The organism is Staphylococcus sp. LCT-H4 (genome assembly GCF_001866145.1).
GTDB classification, from domain to species: Bacteria; Bacillota; Bacilli; order Staphylococcales; family Staphylococcaceae; genus Staphylococcus; species Staphylococcus succinus.
On sequence record NZ_MODY01000003.1, the window covers coordinates 239,123 to 262,640 of the forward strand.

Below are 23,518 nucleotides of genomic sequence, written 5' to 3' on the forward strand. Positions count from 1 at the left end.
CACTATAATATATAGCTCAACTAACGATCTCCGAATACATCTTTATCATATAATATTATACAACGTAGCTTAATTGACCCGATTGCTTATAGACATCATCAATTGTAGCGCCACCTAAACATATATCGCCATCATATAGTACGACAGCTTGCCCAGGCGTAATAGCACGTACTGGCACATCAAAAGTAACACGTATTGCGTTATCGTTTTCTTTGGTTACAAATACTTTTGTATCTTTTTGACGATATCTAAATTTAGCAGTACATTCAAAACCATTTTCTAAATCAACGTCATTTACAAAAGAAATATCTGATGCAATTAAATAATCACTGTAAAGTGCGTCATGATGGAATCCTTGTTCAACATATAAAATATTATCATTTAAATTTTTTCCAACAACAAACCATGGTTCACCATCTCCACCAATGCCAAGACCGTGACGTTGACCGATTGTATAATACATCAGACCTGCATGAACACCGATTTTTTCACCATCTAATGTACGCATTTCTCCTGATTGCGCTGGTAAATATTGCGATAAAAATTCTTTAAAATTACGTTCACCAATAAAACAAATACCAGTTGAATCTTTTTTCTTAGCCGTAGCTAAATCTTGCTCTTCAGCAATACGACGTACTTCTTTTTTCTCTATATCGCCGATTGGGAACATCACATGAGCTAATTGATCTTGTGATAATTGATTTAAGAAATAAGTTTGATCTTTGTTATTATCAATCCCTCGTAACATTTCAACATGTCCATCTTCGTGACGCTGAATGCGTGCATAATGACCTGTTGCCACATAATCTGCACCTAATTTCAACGCGTGTTCTAAGAACGCTTTGAATTTAATTTCTTTATTACACATTACATCCGGATTTGGTGTACGTCCTTTTTTATATTCATCTAAGAAATAAGTGAATACTTTATCCCAATATTCTTTTTCGAAATTAACCGCATAGTATGGAATCCCTATTTGATTACATACTGCAATAACATCATTATAATCTTCTGTCGCTGTACAAAAACCATTCTCATCTGTATCGTCCCAATTTTTCATGAAAATGCCTATGACATCGTAACCTTGTTCTTTTAATAAATGTGCAGTTACAGAACTATCTACGCCACCAGACATGCCTACAACAACACGTGTATCTTTATTTGACACTTATATGTCCTCCTTAAATTTGTGATAAATTTTATGAATTTCTGTCGCTATATACTTAACTTCTTGTTCTGTTGTTTGTTCGTTAAAACTAAAACGCACAGAATGTTTTGCTCTGTCGTCATGCTCATACATTGCTACTAATACATGTGACGGTGTGGTAGTCCCTGCAGTACATGCAGACCCCGATGATACATAAATATTGGCTAAATCCAATAAGGTTAATATGGTTTCAACATCAATAAATGGAAAATATAAATTCACAATATGTCCCGTTGACTCAGTCATAGAGCCATTTAGTTCAAAGGGTATAGAACGCTCTTGAAGGGAAACTAGAAATTGATTTTTCAAATTCATAAGGTGTATGTTATTTTCATTTAAATGTTCTGTTGCAAGCTTAAGCGCTTCTGCAAAACCAACAATCTGAGGCAGGTTTTCAGTACCGGCTCTGCGTTTTGCTTCTTGTTCTCCACCTAATTGCAAAAATTGTAGTGGTGTACCCTCTTTTACTACTAAGGCGCCAACACCTTTAGGACCTCCAAATTTATGCGCTGTTATACTCATTGCATCAATATTAAAATCATGAAAATTTATATCTAGATGACCGATTGCTTGCACAGCATCGACATGTAATAAAGCATTAGAATCAGCAACAATGCTATCAATCTCATACATTGGCTGTACTGTACCTATCTCATTATTGACAAACATTATTGATACTAAAATCGTCTGTTCTGTAATAACTTCTTTCAATTGATCAAGTTGGACTAAACCTTGATGATCTACATCTAAATAAGTTACATCAAAGCCTTCTTTTTCAAGTTGTTCAAACACGTGAAGTACAGAGTGATGCTCAATTTTAGTAGTAATGATATGGTTACCCTTATAACGCTGTGCATATGCAATACCTTTAATAGCTGTATTATTAGATTCTGTTGCGCCGCTTGTAAATATAACTTCATTCTGCTTTGCGCCGAGAGCTTGTTTGACACTTCTACGCGAATCATCTAGATGCTTTCGTGCATTTCTCCCAACACTATGAATAGAAGATGGGTTACCATAATGAACAGCATATATATCCATCATTTTATCAACTACTTCCTGTTTTACAGGGGTTGTTGCAGCATAATCTGCATATACTTCCATGTTTGACACTCCTTACAATTTTTATCAATGTTCCAATGATAGCACCATCTAATTAATTTTTCTAGTTGTCTGTTTCAAAATGACCATTTTCATCAATAGCTTTATAATCATCTAATAATCTCAAAGTATCATTGACATTTAACTTTTTATCTTGCTTTAATGACAAATTGTGTAGCTGCTTATTTCTAACTTCCCAGTGTGTGGCTTTAAATTGTGACTGCATGTATATATCATGTGTCACAATAAATACTTGACCATTAAAACTTTGTATCATTTTCATAATTAAGTTTTGTGTAGCGATATCAAAATAGTTGGTTGGTTCATCTAATATGAGTAAATGAGGATTTGAGAAAAATAACAATACAAATTGAAGCCTACTCTTTTCTCCCATTGATAAATCTGCTATAGCATGCACTATTTTATCTTGATTAAACCCAAATGAAGCTAAAATCGTTTGTGCATGACTACGATTCATCCCCTCTAGGTCTAATACCATATTAAGTGGCGTTTCATCATAATCTAAATTATTATTTTGCTGATCAAAATATCCTATTTTAAGCGATGGTGTTATATGCACTTTTCCAATATCCGGTATCAATCGTTGTCTAATGATATCAATCAACAATGACTTCCCACTTCCATTAGGCCCAGTGAGTAATATATTTTCGCCATTTTTAATTTCAAAATGAGCATTTTCATAAATAGGATTGTTATTCATGGTCATGCTAAAGTGTTCTATACGTAGTAAGTTACGTTTGCGCAAAACATCTTGGTCATTAAAATGAAAATGTCTATCATCCATTTCCGGTTCTTCAAAATTTGTATCATTACGTTTTTGGGTCAATTGCGTTTCTTTTATTTTAGATTTTTGAGCTAATTTGCTTAACCTTTTCTGTTCAATTGGGTCTCTCACACTCGTTGATTGTTTAGCTGTGTAATGCCATTCTTTTACTCGGCTAATTGTCTGCTCTAGTTCTTTTATTTCTTTTTGATGTTTTTCATAAGCTCTAACTTGGGTTTGAAATTCTAAGTCTATGATTTCTTTATATTGGTTATAATTACCTATGAATTTTCTAGTATATTGGTTAGTAATTTCAATAATGTGACTAGCTGTTTCGTTCATAAATCCACGATGATGTGTGACATAAATCAAAGTATGATTTGATTTATTCATATATTGAACTAAGTCAGCTAACATTGCTTGATCAAGGTGATTCGTTGGTTCATCTAGCAAAATTAATTCCTTATCAGATATAACTGCTCGTAATAATGCAACTTTTGTCTGTTGTCCTCCACTTAGCAAACCTATTGATTGATTTAAATCATGTTCTGTTAAATTAAATTGCTTTGCTTTTGTAAGGATACGCTGTTCTATTTCATATCCATTTAAAGCAATATAATCTGCAATACGCTCATAATTATGCTGCATTGCTTTTTTTATAGTTAAACATTCAGGATATAAAGACATGATATAATCCATCGCTATAATGTCATGATAAATCGTCATATCTTGCTTCATTAAATAAGCATTACCCTCATATTTTTTAAAAATTTCATTTAACAACGACGTTTTGCCAACACCATTATCCCCTACAATTGCTATGTGTTCTCCTGGTTCAACAGATATATTTACGTGTTCTATTAACGTTTTACCATATTTTTCGAATGGTTTTTGCACAAAATAAAAAGACATATCAATTTCCCACTTTCACGGATATGACACATCATAAAATAGCATAAAATAATAATGTAAAGTTGCTAGATTTTAAGGAAGCTTATTTACGACATAGACATATCCCAGTAATTTTTTTATATAAATGTAATTCATTTGAGTTAATCTTTTGAGGGTTATCCATTGTCTTAATTTAAGCCACCTAACGTTTTAATTTCATTTAGTATAACAGTGAGCAATTTTATTCGCAAGTTTTCCTCCGGCTGTTATACTTCAATATATTAACAAGCTCAAGGAGGATAATACATTTATGAACCACTTAAAACTTTCCGCACTTAATCTCGTTCCCATTAGAGAGGGACATGATGATAAAGATGCTATTGATGATATGGTGACTTTAGCGCAAAACCTAGAATCATTAGATTATAATCGCTATTGGATTGCTGAACATCACAATGCCCCAAATTTAGTAAGCTCGGCAACATCACTACTCATACAGCATACTTTAGAACACACTTCTAAAATTCGTGTTGGATCTGGCGGCATCATGCTACCAAACCATGCTCCATTAGTCGTCGCAGAGCAATTTGGGACGATGGCAACATTATTCCCAAATCGTTTAGACCTTGGGTTAGGTCGCGCGCCAGGTACGGATATGATGACAGCCAGCGCATTACGTAGAGATCAACATAATGGCGTTTATGATTTCCCAGAAGAAGTTGAACAACTTGCGACATATTTTGGCCCTGCAAACAAACAAGCTTATGTACGCGCCTATCCTGCCGTTGATAAAAATGTCCCTTTATATATCCTAGGATCTTCTACCGATTCTGCGCATTTGGCAGCGCGAAAAGGTCTACCATATGTCTTTGCAGGACATTTTGCACCACAACAAATGAAAGAAGCTATGCACATTTATAAAGAGTTGTTTGAACCTTCTGATGTACTTAACGAGCCTTATATGATTGTATGTCTTAATGCAATCGTTGCAGATACAGACGAACAAGCACATTATTTAGCAACAACTCAAGCCCAAGTGATGGTCAGTATCACTCGAGGTAAGATGCAACCTGTTCAACCTCCAACTGATAATTTAGGAGGCTTATTAACTCCTAGAGAATTAGAACTTGCCAAACAACGTATGAATCAATCACTCATAGGCTCAGAAGCAACGGTTAAGCAAAAACTCAAAGCTTTTATTGCTGAATATGGTGAATTCGATGAACTTATGGCAATTAGTTATGTTTATGATCAAGATGCTCAATTAGAATCCTATCGTAAATTAAAAAATGTTATTACAAATCTTAATGATTAGTCTATAACTGTAAATAGAATGTAATTTATGTTAAACGAAGAAAAAAGCCCACTCCATAATATGGAGCGGGCTTTAAAAATATAATAAACGATTAAAGTCTTATGCATTTAAGACAAAAGCATTCTACTTTTCGTCTTTTTTATCGTTTTTATCTTCGTCACTGCCACCAGTGAATTTATCAATTTGTTCTGAAGCCTGTTTCGCTTTTTCGTTATCTGAACCTTTAAGTTTTTCAGATACTGTTTTCGCAGTATCTTTTGCTTTGTTTAAGAAATTTTCAGCCATGTGTATTTTCCCCTTTCAAAATGAGATGTTGCTTATTTTTTAAATTTATCAATAGCTTCATTCGCTTTGTTTTTGGCATTTTCAACAAACTCTTTGGCTTTACCAGAGTTTTTATCTTCTTTACCTTCTTTTTCTAAGTCTTTATTGTCAGTAGCATTACCGACCGTTTCTTTCACGTTACCTTTTGCTTGTTCAAACTTACTTTCATCAGCCATTTTGATAACCTCCTTAGCGATGTATATATAATCAATACCACTGTCTAAGAAGCATTAAACATACAAAACGAAATTAATTTACTTTTATTTATATAAGCTACGTCACTATTTTCTTTTTAAATATAAAACATATAACCATCTAAATTATCAGTATCTTTATAATCTGCTAAATATTTCAATGAAGTATTATCAAGTACATCTCTAACTGCATCTCTCATTCTAATCCAAAGTTGCTTCTGCGCTGGTGGTTCTGATTCAATACTTTCTACAAATGTAATTGGACCTTCCAACAAACGAATAATGTCACCAGCTGTTATTTCTTCTGCCGGTACTCTTAATTGATAACCACCTTTTGCACCACGAACACTTCGAATTAAACCTGCATTCCTTAAAGGACCCACTAACTGTTCTAGATATAGATCACTTAAATTATTTTCTTCTGCAATTGATTTTAATGACACACACCCTTGACCTTCTTTTTTAGCTAGGGATATCATTAGTGTTAATCCATATCTTCCTTTTGTTGAAATTTTCATTATATAACCTCACTTAATTCGAATACTATATAATAACATTCTATCATTTTTTACGTTAATATAGAATCAGAAAGGTGTGACAAATCGTGACAAATGAGCCACTTGCATCAAGAATGCGACCAAATAACATAGATGAAGTCATTTCTCAAGAACATTTAGTGGGTCCAAAGGGTATTATTAGACGAATGGTAGATACCAAACGCTTATCTTCAATGATCTTTTATGGCCCTCCTGGCATTGGGAAAACAAGTATTGCAAAAGCAATATCTGGCAGTACACAATTTAAATTCAGACAGCTCAATGCCGTTACAAATACCAAAAAAGATATGCAATTAATTGTAGAAGAAGCGAAAATGTCTGGCCAAGTTATTTTGCTTTTAGACGAAATTCACCGTTTAGATAAAGCGAAACAAGATTTTTTATTACCCCATTTAGAAAATGGAAAAATTGTATTGATTGGTGCTACAACATCAAATCCTTATCATGCAATCAACCCAGCAATTCGTTCTAGAGCGCAAATATTCGAGTTATATTCTTTAGATGAACATGACATCAGAGTTTCATTAGATAGAGCGTTAACTGATGAAACACGTGGTTTAGCAACTTACCATGCACATGTTGACGAAGATGCCTTATTATATTTTTCGACGCAAAGTCAAGGTGATGTAAGAAGTGCTTTAAACGCTTTAGAGTTAGCAGTGTTAAGTTCTGAGGTAACTGATGGCACAAGACATATTACCTTACAAGATGCCAAAGATTGTTTGCAAAAAGGAGCTTTGGTTAGTGATAAAGATGGGGATATGCATTATGATGTTATGAGCGCTTTTCAAAAATCGATTAGAGGTAGTGATGTCAACGCTGCGCTACATTATCTAGCGCGACTTATTGAAGCAGGCGACTTACCTACTATCGTACGCAGATTACTAGTGATTTCTTATGAAGATATAGGCTTAGCTTCACCGGCAGCAGGGCAACGTACACTCGCAGCTATAGAATCAGCTGAACGCCTAGGCTTTCCTGAAGCAAGAATCCCACTTAGTCAGGCAGTAATTGAGCTTTGTTTATCTCCAAAATCAAATTCTGGGATTACAGCGATTGATTCAGCTTTATCAGATATACGTAAAGGGTTAGTTGGTCAAATACCAGACCACCTAAAAGATGGCCACTATGCTGGTGCTAAAGAATTGGGTCGGGCGATTGGATATAAATACCCACATAGTTATGACAATGGCTTTGTAGCGCAACAATACCTACCCGATAAATTAAAGAACAAAATTTACTATGAACCTAAAACAACTTCCAAAAGTGAACAACAGTTTAAGGCAGTATACGAAAATATCAAACAATCTCAATTTAAAAATTAAGACTGCGATTTAAGAAAAAATGATTTCTACTTTATTACTAGTAGAAATCATCTGTTGTATATTTTACCGTTTAATGTTTGTATAATATTCTGTAGCATAATATAACTATATAACAAAAAGTTACAAGCTAAAAATCCGCTTTAAGCAAACATACATCATCTAAGACATAAAATAATAAGATAAAAAGTACACCTCTATAGGAACATAGAGGTGTACTTTTTATCTTATTCCCGGGCGTTTACACCCAGAATTATTTTTATGTCTATATTTATTTTATTCTTTATTGCTAACCTAACTATTTTTTGTCTTTGATACGTGTCACCGGTATCTCTTTCAAAATATCGTTAATCACATAACTCGCACAAATAAGTCCAACAACGCTTGGTACAAAAGCATTAGAGGATGGTGGTATTTGCCCTTTTCTAGTTGGTGCGTTTGCATCACCTACAGTATCTTTTACATCTTCTCTAATCACAATCGGACTTTCATCTGAAAAGACGACTGGTATACCTTTAGTAATACCGATTTTCTTTAATTTTCGTCTTATTATTTTTGCCATGGGATCCATATGTGTTTTGGATATATCTGCTATTTGAAAACGCGTTGGATCTGTCTTATTAGCAGCACCCATACTTGAAATCACCTTAATGTCCCTATTTAAACATTCATTCATCAAATGTACTTTATACATAATCGTATCACTGGCATCTACAAAATAATCAATATCATAATGATTAAATAAATCTTCATAAGTCTCTTCTGTATAAAACATGTGTAATGATGTCACTTTACAGTCTGGATTAATTAATTTGATACGTTCTTCCATTAATGTCACTTTACTTTGCCCTATAGTCGAGGTAAGTGCATGTAGCTGACGATTAACATTAGTAATATCGACGTCATCTTTATCAATAAGTATGATGTGACCAATATTCGTGCGCGCTAATGCCTCTGCAGCAAATGAACCCACGCCACCCACGCCAAGTACAACAACAGTTTTATTTTTTAATAAATCTAACCCTTCTTGTCCATAAGCTAATTCATTTCTAGAAAATTGATGTTTCATTTAAATACTCCTTATTCATAAAATATTTCTATATTAAAATCAGTATAACATTATCTTACTTATATATTTTAATAAAGCATTATAGTTTTTATTTAAATAATCTTATTTATTAGTAAAGATTTCAAAAAAAATACGCAAGACCGAAGTCTTGCGTACTGATAGAGTCCGTTAATGCCGTAGTTATAAGATGCTTGATCATTCGGCCTGCTTAAAACAGGTGGGTGCCCTGTTTCTTGTTTTGCAAGTCCTCCTATTGAGGCGTGTGCGCTGCAAGAAAACCCATTGGGCTCCCGGATCAAAGAGTGTTAGGCCCAAATATAAAGCAAACATACGAACACTACAGATGACTATCTTATGGAATAATCATACCACAATATATAGATTTAGCAAGAATAAAACCTCTTATCTAAATTAATGACGAATACGCAATGAAAGTTCCTCTAATTGATTTTCTGAAACTTCACTTGGTGCATTTGTTAATAAACATGATGCTGATGCAGTTTTAGGGAATGCAATTGTATCACGTAAATTAGTTCGGCCAGTTAATAACATAACTAGACGGTCTAAACCTAATGCTATACCGCCATGTGGTGGCGCACCATATTTAAATGCATCTAATAAGAAACCAAATTGTTCTTTCGCTTGTTCATCAGTAAAACCTAATACTTCGAACATTTTTGATTGTAAGTCGGCATTGTGGATTCTGATTGACCCACCACCTAATTCATAACCATTTAATACAACATCATAAGCGTTTGCTTGTACATTTTCTGGTTCATTATCTAACTTATCAATATCTTCTTGTTTAGGTGCTGTGAATGGATGATGAGCTGCTGTATAACGTTTAGCATCTTCATCATATTCTAATAATGGCCAATCAGTCACCCATAAGAAATTCAATTTAGATTGATCAATTAAATCTAATTCTTTAGCTAATTTCAAGCGTAAAGCGCCTAAACTTTGAGCCACTACACTTGGTTTGTCAGCTACAAATAATACTAAGTCGCCGGCTTTAGCGCCTGTAAGTGATTGTAATTTTTCAACATGGTCATTTTCAAAGAATTTGGCAATTGGACCGTTTAATCCATCTTCTACAACTTTAACCCACGCTAAACCTTTAGCACCATAAATATTAACGAATTCAGTTAAAGCATCAATGTCTTTTCTCGTATATTTGTCAGAAGCACCTTTCGCAACGATTGCTTTGACTTGTCCATTGTTATTAACTGCATCTTTAAATACTTTGAAATCCATAACTTCGCCTAATTCTGAAACATTAATAAGTTCCATATCAAAGCGTGTATCTGGTTTATCTGAACCGTAACGTTCCATTGCTTCACTATAAGTCATTCTTGGGAATGGGCGTGGAATTTCAACATCTTTCACATCTTTAACAACATTTTGTAACATTTCTTCGCCCATATCCATAACGTCTTCTTGGTCAACGAAGCTCATTTCAATATCCACTTGTGTAAACTCTGGTTGACGGTCTGCACGTAAGTCTTCATCACGGAAACATTTTACGATTTGATAATATTTATCAAATCCACTAATCATTAATAATTGTTTGAATATCTGTGGAGATTGTGGCAATGCATAGAATTGACCCTCATGTACACGAGAAGGTACAAGATAATCACGTGCGCCTTCAGGTGTGGACTTAGTTAAAACTGGTGTTTCTATGTCATAAAAACCTTCTTGGTCCAAATATTGTCTAATGGAACGTGTCGTTTGATGTCTCATTTTAAAGGTTTGTGCTAATTCTTGTCTTCTTAAATCAAGGTATCTATATTTCAATCTAATATTTTCGTCAACGTTTTGATTTTCTTCATTTAGAGCGAATGGTGGTGTTTCAGATTTATTGATAATTTCTATATTTGAAACTTGTACTTCAATTTGTCCAGTTTCAATTTTAGGATTAACTGTTTCAGGATCACGCTTCTTAACTATTCCTCTAACTTCAACAATGTATTCAGATCTCACTGTTTCTGCAACTTTTAAAGCCTCTTCTGAAAACGCTGGATTGAATACAATTTGAACATAACCTTCACGGTCACGTAAGTCAACGAAGATGAGTCCACCTAAATCTCTACGGTTATGCACCCAGCCTTTTAATATAACTTCTTGCTCTAAAAGTGATTCAGTCACTAAACCACAATATGTTGTACGCTTACTCATGTTATCTACTCCTTATTTTTTAAATAATCGACAATGCCATCTAATTGAATCATTTCAGTTTCACCTGATTGCATGTTTTTAATATTAATATTTTTATTTTCTAGCTCTTGATCACCGATGACGACCGTATAATTCGCATTTAATCGATCCGCTTGCTTCATTTGTCCTTTTACTTTACGAGACATATAATCTTTATCCGCTTTAATGCCATTTTTACGCAAATCGTTCAATAGCTTAATTGCATAACGATCTGCCGCATCGCCCATCGTTACTACAAATAAATCAAATTCATTATCAATATCAAGTTCAATTTCTTCTTCATTCAATGCAAGTAATAGTCTTTCAATACTTAGTGCAAAGCCAATACCAGTTTGGTTTGGGCCATCTAATAATTCTAATAATCCATTATAACGACCGCCGCCACATAAAGTTGTAATTGCACCATCATAATTTGGGTTATCCATCATAAGTTCAAATGCAGTATGTGTATAATAATCTAAACCTCTTACCAAATTAGGATCCACCACATACGGTATACCTAAATCATCTAAATGTTGTTTCACTTCATCAAAATATGCTTTAGATGCTTCATTTAAATAATCGCTAATCTGAGGTGCAGTTTTAATAGCTTCTTTATCTTTATCTACTTTACAATCCAAAATACGCATTGGGTTTGAGTGAAGTCTATTTTGACAATCACTACAAAAATCACCAATAACAGGTTCGAAGTGTTTCACAAGCGCATCGTTATATTCTTTACGAGAATGCATATCTCCAATGCTATTAATAACAAGTTTTAAATGTTTCAAACCAAATGACTGATAAATATGCATCGCCATTGCTAATACTTCAGCATCAATCCCTGGATTTTCCGCACCAATCGCCTCTACACCAAATTGTGTAAATTGACGATAACGCCCTTTTTGTTTACGTTCATAACGAAACATAGGACCCGTATAATATAATTTGATAGGTTGATTTGGAAGGCCTTGCATTTTATTTTCTATATAAGAACGTACTACTGCCGCCGTACCTTCAGGACGCAACGTTATACTACGGTCTCCCTTATCTTTGAATGTATACATTTCTTTTTGCACAACATCAGTTGAACCTCCGACACCGCGTGCAAATAATTCAGTGCTTTCGAATATTGGCGTACGAATTTCTTGATAGTTATATAATTCCATCAATTCATTTAATTTTGATTCGATATAACGCCATTTTTTTGTTTCCTCTGGTAATATATCTTGAGTCCCTCTAGGTATATTTATCATAGAACCTCTCCTTTTAAGCAATAAAAAAACCCTTGCATGACTAATAAGTCATACAAGGGACGATTTTCCGTGTTGCCACCCTAATTGGTTACAAATATATTATTCATAACCCACTTCATACGAATAACGTTCGTTACACGGCTTTATATTATAAAGCACCTCTTCTTGTGTTATATTTCTAAATTACTCTGCATAATTTTTCAGCCTAGAATTATGTCTCTTCACATTTTGATAAATGTTACCTATTTCGTTTAGAAACTTCAAGAATACTAACGGTTTTAATATAGAATTCATATTTAATAATAACGACTTTACAAATATTATGCAACCTTTTTATTCAGAGAAATAAGAACGTAATCCATCAACAACTGCTTTTTCAAGTATGTGGCGGTGCAATTTATCCGTAATCATATCTTCATCTGTAGGATTGCTAATATAGCCTAATTCTAATAATACTGCTGGAACGTCCGTTTGTCTCAATACTTGGTAGTTTTCTTGTCTAGCGCCTTTACTCGTCAACAACGCTTTCTTCTGTAGTGTAGCACTGATTGTTTCTGCTAAAGCCTCTTGGTTATCTTTATACCAATAAACCGTGCTGCCATTAGCTTTAGCGGATTTGAGAGAGTCATTATGTATGCTAATATATGCATCACCTTTAATATTACGTTGCTCGAGAGTTACATATTCATCCGCTTCACGTGTCATATTAACAACTGCACCTTCTTTTTCTAGAAGTGATTTAAGTTCTTTCGCAGTTTTTAAAGTGTATACCTTTTCCCTACTATGCTTTTTTGTATTACTTGAAGCACCTTGATCACTTCCGCCGTGACCAGGGTCAAGTACAATTATTTTATCCTTTAAAGGCTTAGCGTTGGGGTTAGCATCCGCCTCTATATTTAAATTCGTATGCCAACCTGCAACCCAACCTTTTTCTTTGCCATTACTAGATTCAACTTGAATCCATTTACCTGTTTTGCTTATTTTGTGGAAGTTTTGTCCTTTGTAGATTGAATTAACTTCTGGATAAATTGGACTAGGTCCAGTTCTTAATTCCGTATCTTCTGTAACATAAATTGTACTACTATCTTCATCATTATGATTTAAGAAAGAAATGATCATAAAAACGAAAACGACAAATGTTACAACGACAATGAGTGTGGGGAAATTCCTAAGATTATGTTTTTCTAACCAAGTATTGATTCTATTCATACGATTTTGCCATCCTGACTTTCATAAATAATAGTTACAGGTCCATCATTAGCGATATTAACTAACATATCTGTGCCAAATTGACCTGTTAACACATTTAATCCATAAGAACGCAGCGCGTTATTAAATTGTTCATAAAACGCATTAGCTTGCTCTGGAGGCATAGAACGAGTGAAACCCGGTCTATTTCCTTTTCTCACATCAGCATATAAAGTGAACTGTGAGATTGATAAAATCTCACCTTCAACTTGTTGAATATTAAGATTTAATTTACCATCTTCATCTTCAAACAATCTGGCATTCACTATTTTTTTAGCTAATGTTTCAATATCAGCTTCCGTAGTCTCACGCCCTATACCAACGAACAGACAATAGCCTTTTTTAATTTTATTTTCAATATTCTCATTAGAAACTGAAGCTTCTTTAACTTTTTGAACTACAATTTTCATCTATGCTGCACCTCTAATTCCATACTCTTGTAACAGTATAAACATCGCCGAGTTGTTTGATTTTTTCTACAACTTGGTAAACTTCATTTACATTTTTTACCATAACGCTAATATTTATCACCGCATTTTTATCAATATCTGATCGACCGGACACTTTAACCAAGTTACTCTGTGTTGAATTGACTGCTTGTAAAACTTCGTTCAAAAGTCCATTTCTATCGTAAGCAGAAACTTCCAAATCTACTTGATAACGTTGGGTAGAGTCTTTAGAACGCACCCACTCAACATGTATAAGTCGTTCTTTTTCATTTTGAATGTTAGGGCAATCCGTTCTATGTACTTTGATACCATGACCTTTGGTGATATAACCTACAATATCATCACCAGGGATTGGATTACAACATTTTGACAGTTTAATCAATACATTTTCTATACCTTCTACATAAACTCCACTATCTGTTGTAATATCATCCTTAATTGGAACGGATTTGGTGATTTCTTGAGCTTCATTTAAAGCTTTTTGTTTATCTTGAATACGTTGCTTTTCTGTTAATTTATTTACAATTTGTAATGCAGTCACGCCACCAAAACCTACTGCTGCAAATAAATCTTCTTCATTTGCAAAATTATATTTTTCATTAACAATTTCAATATTTTCATCTGTTAAAACATCATCTACTCTGAAACCATGATCTTTAATTTCAGCTTCCACCATGAATTTACCTTTTTCAATATTAGAAGAACGATCTTGTTTTTTAAAGAAACTTCTAATTTTACTTTTAGCGCTAGAAGATTTTACTATTTTCAGCCAATCTCGACTCGGCCCATAAGAATGTTTGCTTGTTCTTATCTCTACAATATCTCCTGTTTGGAGTACATAATCTATTGGTTCAATCTTACCGTTCACTTTAGCACCAATCATTTTATTACCGACTTCACTATGAATGGCATAAGCGAAATCGATAGGAACACCACCATATGGTAATTCAATAACATCACTTTCTGGAGTAAATGCATAAACTTTATCACTTTGTAAATCAAATTTTAAAGTTTCCATAAATTCTTCAGCATCTGAAGTAGTATTATCTGTTTCTGCTAGTTCTTTGAGCCAATTCAATTTATTATTGAAATTTTTATTTTTTTCAGTTACTTTTTTGCCTTCTTTATATGCCCAATGTGCTGCCACACCATGTTCAGCTATTTCATGCATCTCAAATGTGCGTATTTGAATTTCTAGTGGGTCGCCATTTGGACCTACCACCGTTGTATGTAAAGATTGGTACATATTTTGTTTTGGCATCGCGATATAATCTTTAAATCTACCAGGCATCGGTTTCCAAAGTGTATGCACTAAACCTAATACAGCGTAACAATCGTTAATAGAATTAACTATAACTCTTATGGCTAATAAATCAAATATCTGATCGAATTGTTTCTTTTGTTTAACCATTTTTCTATAGATACTATATATGTGCTTTGGTCTACCATTAATATCTCCTTGGATATTCATACTAGCCATATCTTCATCAATGCGATTAATAGCATTCTGAATATACTCTTCTCGTTCGCTACGTTTCTTTTTCATCAAATTGACTATTCTAAAATACTGTACGCTATCAATATATCTTAAAGATGTATCTTCTAATTCCCACTTTATTGTATTGATACCAAGTCTATGTGCTAATGGCGCATAGATTTCTAAAGTTTCCTTAGAAATTCTAATTTGCTTTTCTCTAGCCATTGCTTTTAATGTTCTCATATTATGTAAACGGTCTGCTAATTTCACTAAAATAACACGTACGTCCTTAGCAATAGCAATAAATAATTTTCTATGATTTTCTGCCTGCTGCTCTTCTTTTGAACGATATTTCACTTTTTTTAATTTTGTAACACCTTCTACAATGATGGCAATTTCTTCGTTAAACATGCCCTTAACATCATCAAATGTATACGGTGTATCTTCAATTACATCATGTAAAAATCCTGCAACTATCGTTGGCCCGTCTAAATGCATTTCAGTTAGAATAGCCGCAACTTGTATTGGATGCATGATATAAGGCAAACCATTTTTGCGAAATTGACCCTCATGTGCCTCATAAGCAATATGGTAACTTTTTAAAACATATTCATAATCTTCTTTAGATAAATATGATTTGGCTTTGGATAATACTTCATCAGCACTATACGGATATTCATTGTTCACTTAAGACACCCCCACACTAAATATTAATTGTTATTAAATACCCAATTTAATATTTTATTCGCTTAACCTAGTTATTTTTAATTCCGATTATAACGTACTTTCTTTATTTTAGGTCAAATTTTGTATAATAGTTATATAATACTACATGTCATTAAATAAATAAACGAGTTCATTGGACCTATTAGAAAATGTTGTTAAATTTCACCTTTTATTATTCTTTGTTTCATAGAATCACATACAATTTACACAACATAAAAAAGAAAAGCCAAATGAAAGCTCATTTTTAAATGGTTTCATCTGACTTTTTTAATTTTAGATATTACTCATCATATGAAATTAAACGCATAACATCATAATCTTGAATTTTCTCAATACCATTCAAATACTTAAGTTCAATAATAAACGCAATACCTACAACGATACCACCTAATTCTTCTACAAGCTTAATAGCCGCTTCGATTGTTCCACCTGTAGCTAATAAGTCATCTGTGATAAGAACACGTTGACCGGGTTTAATTGCATCTTTGTGCATTGTTAATACGTTTGTGCCATATTCTAAGTCATATTCGTAACGAATCACTTCACGCGGAAGCTTGCCCTCTTTTCTTACAGGTGCAAAACCGATACCCATGGAATAAGCAACCGGACACCCAATAATAAAGCCACGAGCTTCCGGTCCGACAATCACATCGACATCTCTTTGTTTCGCATATTTTACAATTTGATCTGTAGCATAGCCATAAGCCTCACCATTATCCATAATTGTTGTTATATCTTTAAAGTTCACTCCTGGTTTTGGCCAATCCTGTACTTCAGACACATATTGTTTTAAATCCATACAAACTTCCTCCTATTTATCTATCAGTTCCGATTTAATCCACTGTTTTAAGTTATTAAAATCTTCATAAAGTAACATTTTTTCAACTTGTATTCTTTCGAGTCGGCCTTGATAAAACTTACTCGATTCGATATCTCTTTTGTCAGAAATGTTATTCATTTTGATTATACCATTTTCATCTTTTATAAAGCCTAAATCAAGAAAAACTTTTAGTATAAATTTAAGCATATTGGGTTGAATGTTTAAATATTGGCAGAGTTGCATGCCATCTTGTGCTAAATTTGTTTCTTTTTTCGTTGCCAATGCTTTAAAACATTGTTTAAATGTTTCCATTTTAGGCATACCTTCAAAATAAACAGAGTGTTCATGATTTAAAACGAGATAAATTTGCGACACATCTACCATTTTTAATGTTATTTTAATTTCTTCAATGGAAGAAGGCAAATCACGAAATACATATTTATTATAGTTTGATTGAATCTCATCACCATAATAATAGTAATTACCATTTAATTTTTCACTCTTTTTATTGATTAAATAAGCAACGTCTGTCGCGTCTTGTGCAAATTCATTAACTTTACTTTTACTACGGTAATCTAAAATCTGTAAATTATTACTTGCTAAGTCTTGAATCATAAATTGAGGTGACTGGAATCCATTCCACTCATTAATTTGTAATGTACCTATAACATTGATTGGCTGTTCCACACCCAACTCTTTAACAAGATGTCCATTTTGCCAAAATATCGCTTGCAATTGACTTTCACCCATAACGAGTTTAAGATGTTTCTGCTCTTGACCAATACCTTTAGCTTGATGCACTAATACGTCTTCCAGTTCAAAACAAGGACTTGTAAAATCTGTACCAAACGGACGTAACCTTTGTATGTCTTGAATATTTTTAATAGTAATATCAGACTCAGAAATTTTCACATCCACTTTCTTTCGAGGTTCTAAGGATGTTGTTTCAGCAAGTTGATTCATCCATTGATTAAGTCCTTGTCTTAATGATTCAATATTTTCAATTGGCATCGTGACACCTGCTGCCATATGGTGACCACCAAACTTACTAATTAAGTCTGCATGTGCGGTTAAGATATCAAACATTGATACCTGTTCTATACTACGCGCTGATCCTTTTGCGTGATTTTGTGCTTCATCAATATTTAATATTAACGTAGGTAAGCCATAGGTTTCAACAACCTTTGAAGCTACGATTCCTAGTACCCCTTCATGCCAGTCTTGTTGAGCTAAAAGTAAGAATTTAGATCCATCTTGTACTTGTGTTTCAGCAACCTGTAATGCTTCGTCGGTAATTTGTGCAACGATATCTTTACGTTCTTGATTAAAGAATTCTACCTGCTCTGCTAAAAACTCTGCTTCTTCATCTGTTTCAGTCATTAACAGTTCTGCAGCTAAGGCAGCGTCTTCTAATCTTCCAACCGCATTGAGTCGAGGGCCAATGATAAAACCAATTGTTTCTTCAGTAATCTCATCATTATAACCTGCTTGTTTGAGTATTGCTTTAATTGAAACTGGGCAATGTTCGTTAAGTACTTCTAGACCTTTTTGTACTAGCGAACGGTTTTCGTCAGTTAAAGATACTAAGTCAGCAATCGTTCCAATAGCCACTAAGCCAAGAAAATATGCGGGTGGTTGTGCTAATAATGTTTGGGCTAATTTATATGCTACCCCTGCACCACATAAATATTGAAATGGATATTCATATTCTGGATGCATTGGATGCACAATGGCAAAGGCATTAGGCATTGTTTTACCAATTTCATGATGATCTGTCACAATAACATCTACACCTAAGTCTTGAACCATTTGAATTTCATCATGTCCTTGGATACCGTTATCTACAGTTATAATTAAAGAAATACCTTCATCATAAGCATTCTTAAAGGCCATTTCATTAGGCCCATAGCCTTCTGAAAAGCGATTAGGTATGTACCATCCAACATGTGCACCTAATTCTTTTAAAGTATCGACAAGAATTGTAGTCGATGTGACACCATCAGCATCGTAATCGCCATAGACTAAAATCTTTTGATTTTCATCTATTGCTAAATTAATACGTTCAACTGCTTTTGACATATCGCTCATTAACCATGGATCATGTGCAATTTGCTTACCATTAAGTACATCAGCAATTGATGATTTATCAGTTAATCCTTTACTTTCTAAGATTTTTTTTACAATAGGAGTTAGTTTTAAATCTGACGAAACATCCTCTGTAATCTCAGTTTCGGGTGAATTAACGTCCCAAGTATACTTTGATTTAATCATACTATTCTCCCTCATTTCCACAAGCAATTATACAAAAGATAACCCAAAATAAAAAGTACTTACATTTAAGTATGTATAAGAAATAATACAATACTCCAAATATGAACTATGATTGATTCATCTAAGCAATTCTACTTTCTTCGCCACTCAATAACTAAACCCAAAAATAAAAGGCTATAATTCATGATTAACATGAATTATAACCTTTATACCTCTCAAAAAATTAAAATAATTAAACTACAATTTTTTCATCATTTGATTTTTTCTCTTTATATACTACTAATTTGTTATCTTCTGATTTTTTAAGTTGACGTTTTTTCATAATGCCCCATAGCGGTACTGCAATAAATACAGATGAAAATACACCTGTGATTAATCCTATTAATAATGCTAATGAGAAATTAAAAATACTTGGTGCACCAAAAATCAATAACGAGATAACAACTATAACTACAGTGAGCACTGTATTAATGGAACGTGTCATCGTTTGACGAATTGATCTGTTCACAATATCATCAATTTGCGCTTTGTCCGTAATCACTTTCACTTTGTGTAAGTTTTCCCGGACCCTATCAAAGGTTACTATCGTATCATTAATAGAGTAACCTATAATCGTTAATACTGCAGCAATAAATGTAATGTCAACTTCAAGTCTAAACAAACTGAAGACTGCCACAATCATAAATGCGTCATGCAGTAAAGAAAGAATAGAAGACAAGCCCATACGCCATTCGAATCTAAATGTAATATAGATAATGATACCTATCGCTGCATATATTAAGGCAAGCATTGCATTTTTAGCTAGTTCTTGTCCTATAACAGGTGAAACTGTATTAACCGTTGGATCATGTCCAAAGCTACTATCTACAGTGTCTTTAATTTTAGCCACATCATCTTTAGATAAAGCATTTTTAAATTGTACCGAAACATTTTTGCCCTTTTCACCGATTGAAACTTGGTCTGGTTCGAAATGCTTATCTTTTAATACTTGAGTCACTTTGTCATCAGAAACTTTTTGATCTGACTCGAAGTCTACACGTGTACCACTTGTAAAATCAATACCAAGATTTAATCTGAAGATAAAGAGTACAATTGCACCAAGTATCAAAATAATAATACTCAGTGATAGTAATGGCTTGGCTAACTTCATAAAATTAATACGCTCATATGGTGTTTTCAAATCATGTATTTCTTTACCTTGATTAATATCAAAGGTATCCTTTTTATTTACACCAAATAGCCAATTTGATTTTTTAAAGAAGTTAGAAGAAACAAGTAATGACAATAACCATCTAGATAAAAATACTGCCGTCACAAATATCATTAAAATGCCTAAGAGTAACATTGTTGCGAAACCTTTAACTGAACTTTCACCGAAGAAGAACAGTACTGCCGCTGCAATTACAGTAGTTAACTGCGCATCGAAAATCGTTAAGAAGGAACTCTTATTGGCTTTTTTGTACGCTTGTTTAAGCGTCCGTCCTATTTTCAGCTCATCTTTTATCCGCTCATACATAATGATGTTAGCATCGACTGCCATACCTACACCGAGTACTAAAGCTGCTAAACCAGGCAACGTTAAGACCCCAGATATAAAGTTAAATGCTAATAATGTTAAATAAATATAAGCAGTTAACGCGATGACTGCTACTAAACCAGGCAAACGATAAAAGCCTAGCATAAACAGGTAAATAACTGCAATACCTATAACTGCTGCTAATACTGTTTTATCTAAAGCATCTTGTCCAAATTGTGCGCCTACTGAATTTGAATATATTTCATTCAAATCTACTGGTAATGAGCCAGAATTTAATAAGTCAGCAATTTGTTTTGCTTTTTGAACGCCTTTTTCGCCGTTAAATCCACCAGATATCTCTACACTGTCGGAATTGATAGGTTTATCAACTGATGCAGCCGAAACATATTTAGGATCTTTTTTATTTTTTTCCTTTTGGTAAGTATCACCTTTTTCATGATCTAACCAAACGACCATCACGTTTTCATCTTTTTTAGAAATTTCTTCTGTTACTTTTTTAAATTTATCACTATCTTTTAATTTAAAAGTAACTGCAGGTTGATTTGTGTTTTGCTTGAATTCTTGTTTTGCAGAACCTTGTTGAATGTCTTTACCAGTTAATTTAACTTTGTCATCCGCATCTCTAATTGTTAAATTAGCTTGGGAAGATAATATTTCACGTGCTTGAGATTGGTTTTTAACCCCCGCAAGTTGCACACGAATTCTATTCTTATCTTCGACCTGAATTTTTGGTTCTGATACTCCTAATACGTTTACACGATTTTCAAGCGTTTTAGCCGTAGCTTTCACCGCTTTTTCGTCTATTTTATCACCTTTTTGCAAAGGATCTACTTGATATAAGACTTCAAAACCACCTTGTAAATCCAAACCAAGATTGACGTCTTTAATTACATTCTTATATGTAAGTCCCATGCCTGCAAACAAAAGAACTACAAGTAATATAAATGCAACTATTCTACTACTTTTCTTCACTTGAACACCTCATTGTAAGCTTATTTTATAAGAATACTTGATTGACTCAATATAATGCAAGCTTAATAAAATCATATTATTCTTCTAAACAACCTTATATATCTTAACATATTACATCGTAGGTAAAAACTAACTCAATGGTTTTGCATATAACTTTTCGGTGTAAGCGGTTTATTTAAAGAAGATGTTTCATAAACTTTAACTACATAATAAACAATCTTGGTACGCTCACCAATAACCTTGTTAAAGTATAACACTATATACCCTATTTACGATTAAAGTAAAAGTGCCAATCTTATATGTTAACAACTGCTTAAATTCCGATACAAAAAAAGAACTAATGTTTAACATTAGTTCTTTACTTAATTATGATGGATCTACTTGCTTAATAGCTGGCTTTTCTAAAGTGATTTCAGTACCATTACTGTTTAAAGTTAATACTACTGTAGTTTCATCTACACTACGAACAGTACCTTTAATACCACCAATTGTAGTTACATGTTGTCCTGAACTTACTTGACTAATCATTTCACGATGCTCTTTAGCCTTTTTCTGTTGTGGTCTAATTAAGAAGAACCACATTAATACTAATAATAAAATTGGTAATATCAATGAAGTAAATTGCATGATTTTATTTCTCCCTTTTAAAAGTTTTTGGGGTTCTCTACATTAAGTCCATACTGCTCGAAAAATTCTTCTTTAAAATCAAGAAGACGATCTTCACGGATAGCTTGACGGATATTTTCCATTAATTTAAGCAGAAAATGTAAATTATGATAAGTAGTAAGACGGATACCAAAAGTCTCTTCTGCTTTGATTAAATGTCTTATGTAAGCTCTACTGTAATTTTTACAAGCATAGCAGTCACAATTATCATCAATCGGACGTAAATCATCCGCATATTTGGCATTTTTAACAGTTAACCGACCATGTGATGTCATACATGTACCATTACGTGCAATACGCGTTGGTAATACACAATCAAACATGTCCATCCCGCGGATACTACACTCGATTAAAGCATCAGGTGAGCCAACGCCCATTAAGTAACGTGGTTTATCCTTAGGCATAAATTGTTCAGTGTGTTGTACCATATCGTACATTACCGGTTTTGGTTCTCCAACGGATAAGCCACCAATTGCGTATCCTGGAAAATCTAAAGCTACTAAATCTTCAGCACTTTGCTGACGCAAGTCTTTATATTCTCCACCTTGGATAATGCCAAATAAAGCTTGATCTTCGGGTCTCTTATGTGCTTCAAGGCATCTTTCAGCCCATCTTGTAGTTCTCTCAATAGAATCTTTCACATATTTGTATTCAGCAGGCATTGGCGGGCATTCGTCAAAAGCCATCATAATATCTGAACCTAAATCATTTTGAATTTGCATTGATTTCTCAGGACTCAAGAATAATTTAGATCCATTAGTATGATGACGAAACTCTACGCCTTTTTCAGTAATATTTCTCAGGTTACTTAAACTAAATACTTGGAAACCACCAGAGTCAGTCAGTATAGGACCGTTCCAGTTCATAAACTGATGTAAGCCCCCACTCTTTTTGATAATATCATTTCCTGGTTGTAACCACAAATGATATGTGTTTCCTAAAATGATTTTAGACTCCATTTGATGTAATTCTTCAGGACTCATTGTTTTAACTGTTGCTTTAGTACCTACAGGCATAAACATTGGTGTTTCAAATGAACCATGTGGTGTATGCACAATTCCTAATCTAGCTCCAGATTGCTTACAGGTTTTTATATGCTCATATGTAACGGCTGGCATAAAAAATCTCCTTTCATT

The 23,518-nt window shown here is 33.6% G+C and carries 19 protein-coding genes and 1 other RNA gene; 2 read left to right on the forward strand and 18 right to left on the reverse strand.

Features of this window, described 5'->3' with window-relative positions; all coding sequences use genetic code 11:
* Positions 1 to 55: 55 nt before the first annotated feature.
* From mnmA to sal, 3 genes are all read right to left on the reverse strand, one after another.
* Positions 56 to 1,168 carry a tRNA 2-thiouridine(34) synthase MnmA gene (gene mnmA, locus BK821_RS10105; RefSeq protein WP_046836613.1) on the reverse strand — a complete coding sequence of 371 codons (1,113 nt, stop codon included), beginning with the start codon at positions 1,166 to 1,168 and terminating at the stop codon, positions 56 to 58.
* On the reverse strand, positions 1,169 to 2,311 hold the full coding sequence (locus BK821_RS10110; protein ID WP_071331626.1) for a cysteine desulfurase family protein: 1,143 nt from the start codon (positions 2,309 to 2,311) through the stop codon (positions 1,169 to 1,171).
* A 61-nt stretch (positions 2,312 to 2,372) separates the two neighbouring features.
* Complete coding sequence (sal, locus tag BK821_RS10115) at positions 2,373 to 4,004, reverse strand: Sal family ABC-F type ribosomal protection protein (protein WP_082104707.1); 1,632 nt, start codon at positions 4,002 to 4,004, stop codon at positions 2,373 to 2,375.
* A 289-nt stretch (positions 4,005 to 4,293) separates the two neighbouring features.
* On the opposite strand from sal, the gene BK821_RS10120 reads away from it, so the two are divergent.
* On the forward strand, positions 4,294 to 5,298 hold the full coding sequence (locus BK821_RS10120) for an LLM class flavin-dependent oxidoreductase (RefSeq protein WP_046836615.1): 1,005 nt from the start codon (positions 4,294 to 4,296) through the stop codon (positions 5,296 to 5,298).
* A gap of 123 nt (positions 5,299 to 5,421) precedes the next feature.
* Here BK821_RS10120 and BK821_RS13505 read toward each other — a convergent pair whose 3' ends face one another.
* From BK821_RS13505 to cymR, 3 genes are all read right to left on the reverse strand, one after another.
* Positions 5,422 to 5,583: a hypothetical protein gene (locus tag BK821_RS13505; protein ID WP_169746234.1), complete on the reverse strand. Its 162-nt coding sequence runs from the start codon at positions 5,581 to 5,583 to the stop codon at positions 5,422 to 5,424.
* Positions 5,584 to 5,615: 32 nt separating this feature from the next.
* The gene (locus BK821_RS10125; protein ID WP_046836616.1) at positions 5,616 to 5,798 is read right to left on the reverse strand and encodes a CsbD family protein; all 183 of its coding nucleotides are present in this window, start codon (positions 5,796 to 5,798) and stop codon (positions 5,616 to 5,618) included.
* Between the two features lie 116 nt (positions 5,799 to 5,914).
* Positions 5,915 to 6,334 (reverse strand): cysteine metabolism transcriptional regulator CymR, encoded by a 420-nt coding sequence (cymR, locus tag BK821_RS10130; RefSeq protein ID WP_046836617.1) that lies wholly within the window; start codon positions 6,332 to 6,334, stop codon positions 5,915 to 5,917.
* Between the two features lie 86 nt (positions 6,335 to 6,420).
* Between cymR and BK821_RS10135 the strand changes: the two genes are divergently transcribed.
* Positions 6,421 to 7,698: a replication-associated recombination protein A gene (locus tag BK821_RS10135; RefSeq protein ID WP_071331627.1), complete on the forward strand. Its 1,278-nt coding sequence runs from the start codon at positions 6,421 to 6,423 to the stop codon at positions 7,696 to 7,698.
* 295 nt (positions 7,699 to 7,993) lie between these two features.
* Here the strand turns inward: BK821_RS10135 and BK821_RS10140 are convergent, their stop codons facing one another.
* From BK821_RS10140 to tgt, 12 genes are all read right to left on the reverse strand, one after another.
* Positions 7,994 to 8,764, reverse strand: a complete 771-nt coding sequence (locus BK821_RS10140) for a tRNA threonylcarbamoyladenosine dehydratase (protein WP_046836619.1) — start codon at positions 8,762 to 8,764, stop codon at positions 7,994 to 7,996.
* Positions 8,765 to 8,922: 158 nt separating this feature from the next.
* A non-coding RNA gene (gene ssrS / locus BK821_RS10145) (6S RNA) lies at positions 8,923 to 9,113 on the reverse strand.
* A 62-nt stretch (positions 9,114 to 9,175) separates the two neighbouring features.
* Positions 9,176 to 10,942: an aspartate--tRNA ligase gene (aspS, locus tag BK821_RS10150; RefSeq protein ID WP_046836620.1), complete on the reverse strand. Its 1,767-nt coding sequence runs from the start codon at positions 10,940 to 10,942 to the stop codon at positions 9,176 to 9,178.
* 5 nt (positions 10,943 to 10,947) lie between these two features.
* Positions 10,948 to 12,216, reverse strand: a complete 1,269-nt coding sequence (gene hisS / locus BK821_RS10155; RefSeq protein WP_046836621.1) for a histidine--tRNA ligase — start codon at positions 12,214 to 12,216, stop codon at positions 10,948 to 10,950.
* A 333-nt stretch (positions 12,217 to 12,549) separates the two neighbouring features.
* Positions 12,550 to 13,425, reverse strand: a complete 876-nt coding sequence (locus BK821_RS10160) for an N-acetylmuramoyl-L-alanine amidase family protein (RefSeq protein WP_071331628.1) — start codon at positions 13,423 to 13,425, stop codon at positions 12,550 to 12,552.
* The gene (dtd, locus tag BK821_RS10165) at positions 13,422 to 13,874 is read right to left on the reverse strand and encodes a D-aminoacyl-tRNA deacylase (RefSeq protein WP_046836623.1); all 453 of its coding nucleotides are present in this window, start codon (positions 13,872 to 13,874) and stop codon (positions 13,422 to 13,424) included. The genes BK821_RS10160 and dtd overlap by 4 nt, the downstream gene beginning before the upstream one ends.
* 13 nt (positions 13,875 to 13,887) lie before the next feature.
* Positions 13,888 to 16,077 (reverse strand): RelA/SpoT family protein, encoded by a 2,190-nt coding sequence (locus tag BK821_RS10170; RefSeq protein WP_046836624.1) that lies wholly within the window; start codon positions 16,075 to 16,077, stop codon positions 13,888 to 13,890.
* A 319-nt stretch (positions 16,078 to 16,396) separates the two neighbouring features.
* A complete protein-coding gene (locus tag BK821_RS10175; protein ID WP_046836625.1) occupies positions 16,397 to 16,915 on the reverse strand; it encodes an adenine phosphoribosyltransferase in 519 nt (172 codons plus the stop codon).
* Positions 16,916 to 16,927: 12 nt separating this feature from the next.
* Entirely contained in the window at positions 16,928 to 19,207 is a 2,280-nt protein-coding gene (recJ, locus tag BK821_RS10180) for a single-stranded-DNA-specific exonuclease RecJ (protein ID WP_071331629.1), read from the reverse strand.
* 232 nt (positions 19,208 to 19,439) lie between these two features.
* A complete protein-coding gene (gene secDF / locus BK821_RS10185; RefSeq protein WP_046836627.1) occupies positions 19,440 to 21,716 on the reverse strand; it encodes a protein translocase subunit SecDF in 2,277 nt (758 codons plus the stop codon).
* Between the two features lie 366 nt (positions 21,717 to 22,082).
* Complete coding sequence (yajC, locus tag BK821_RS10190) at positions 22,083 to 22,343, reverse strand: preprotein translocase subunit YajC (protein ID WP_046836628.1); 261 nt, start codon at positions 22,341 to 22,343, stop codon at positions 22,083 to 22,085.
* Positions 22,344 to 22,360: 17 nt separating this feature from the next.
* Positions 22,361 to 23,500, reverse strand: coding sequence for a tRNA guanosine(34) transglycosylase Tgt (gene tgt / locus BK821_RS10195; protein WP_046836629.1), 1,140 nt, complete (start codon positions 23,498 to 23,500; stop codon positions 22,361 to 22,363).
* Between the last annotated feature and the right edge of the window lie 18 nt (positions 23,501 to 23,518).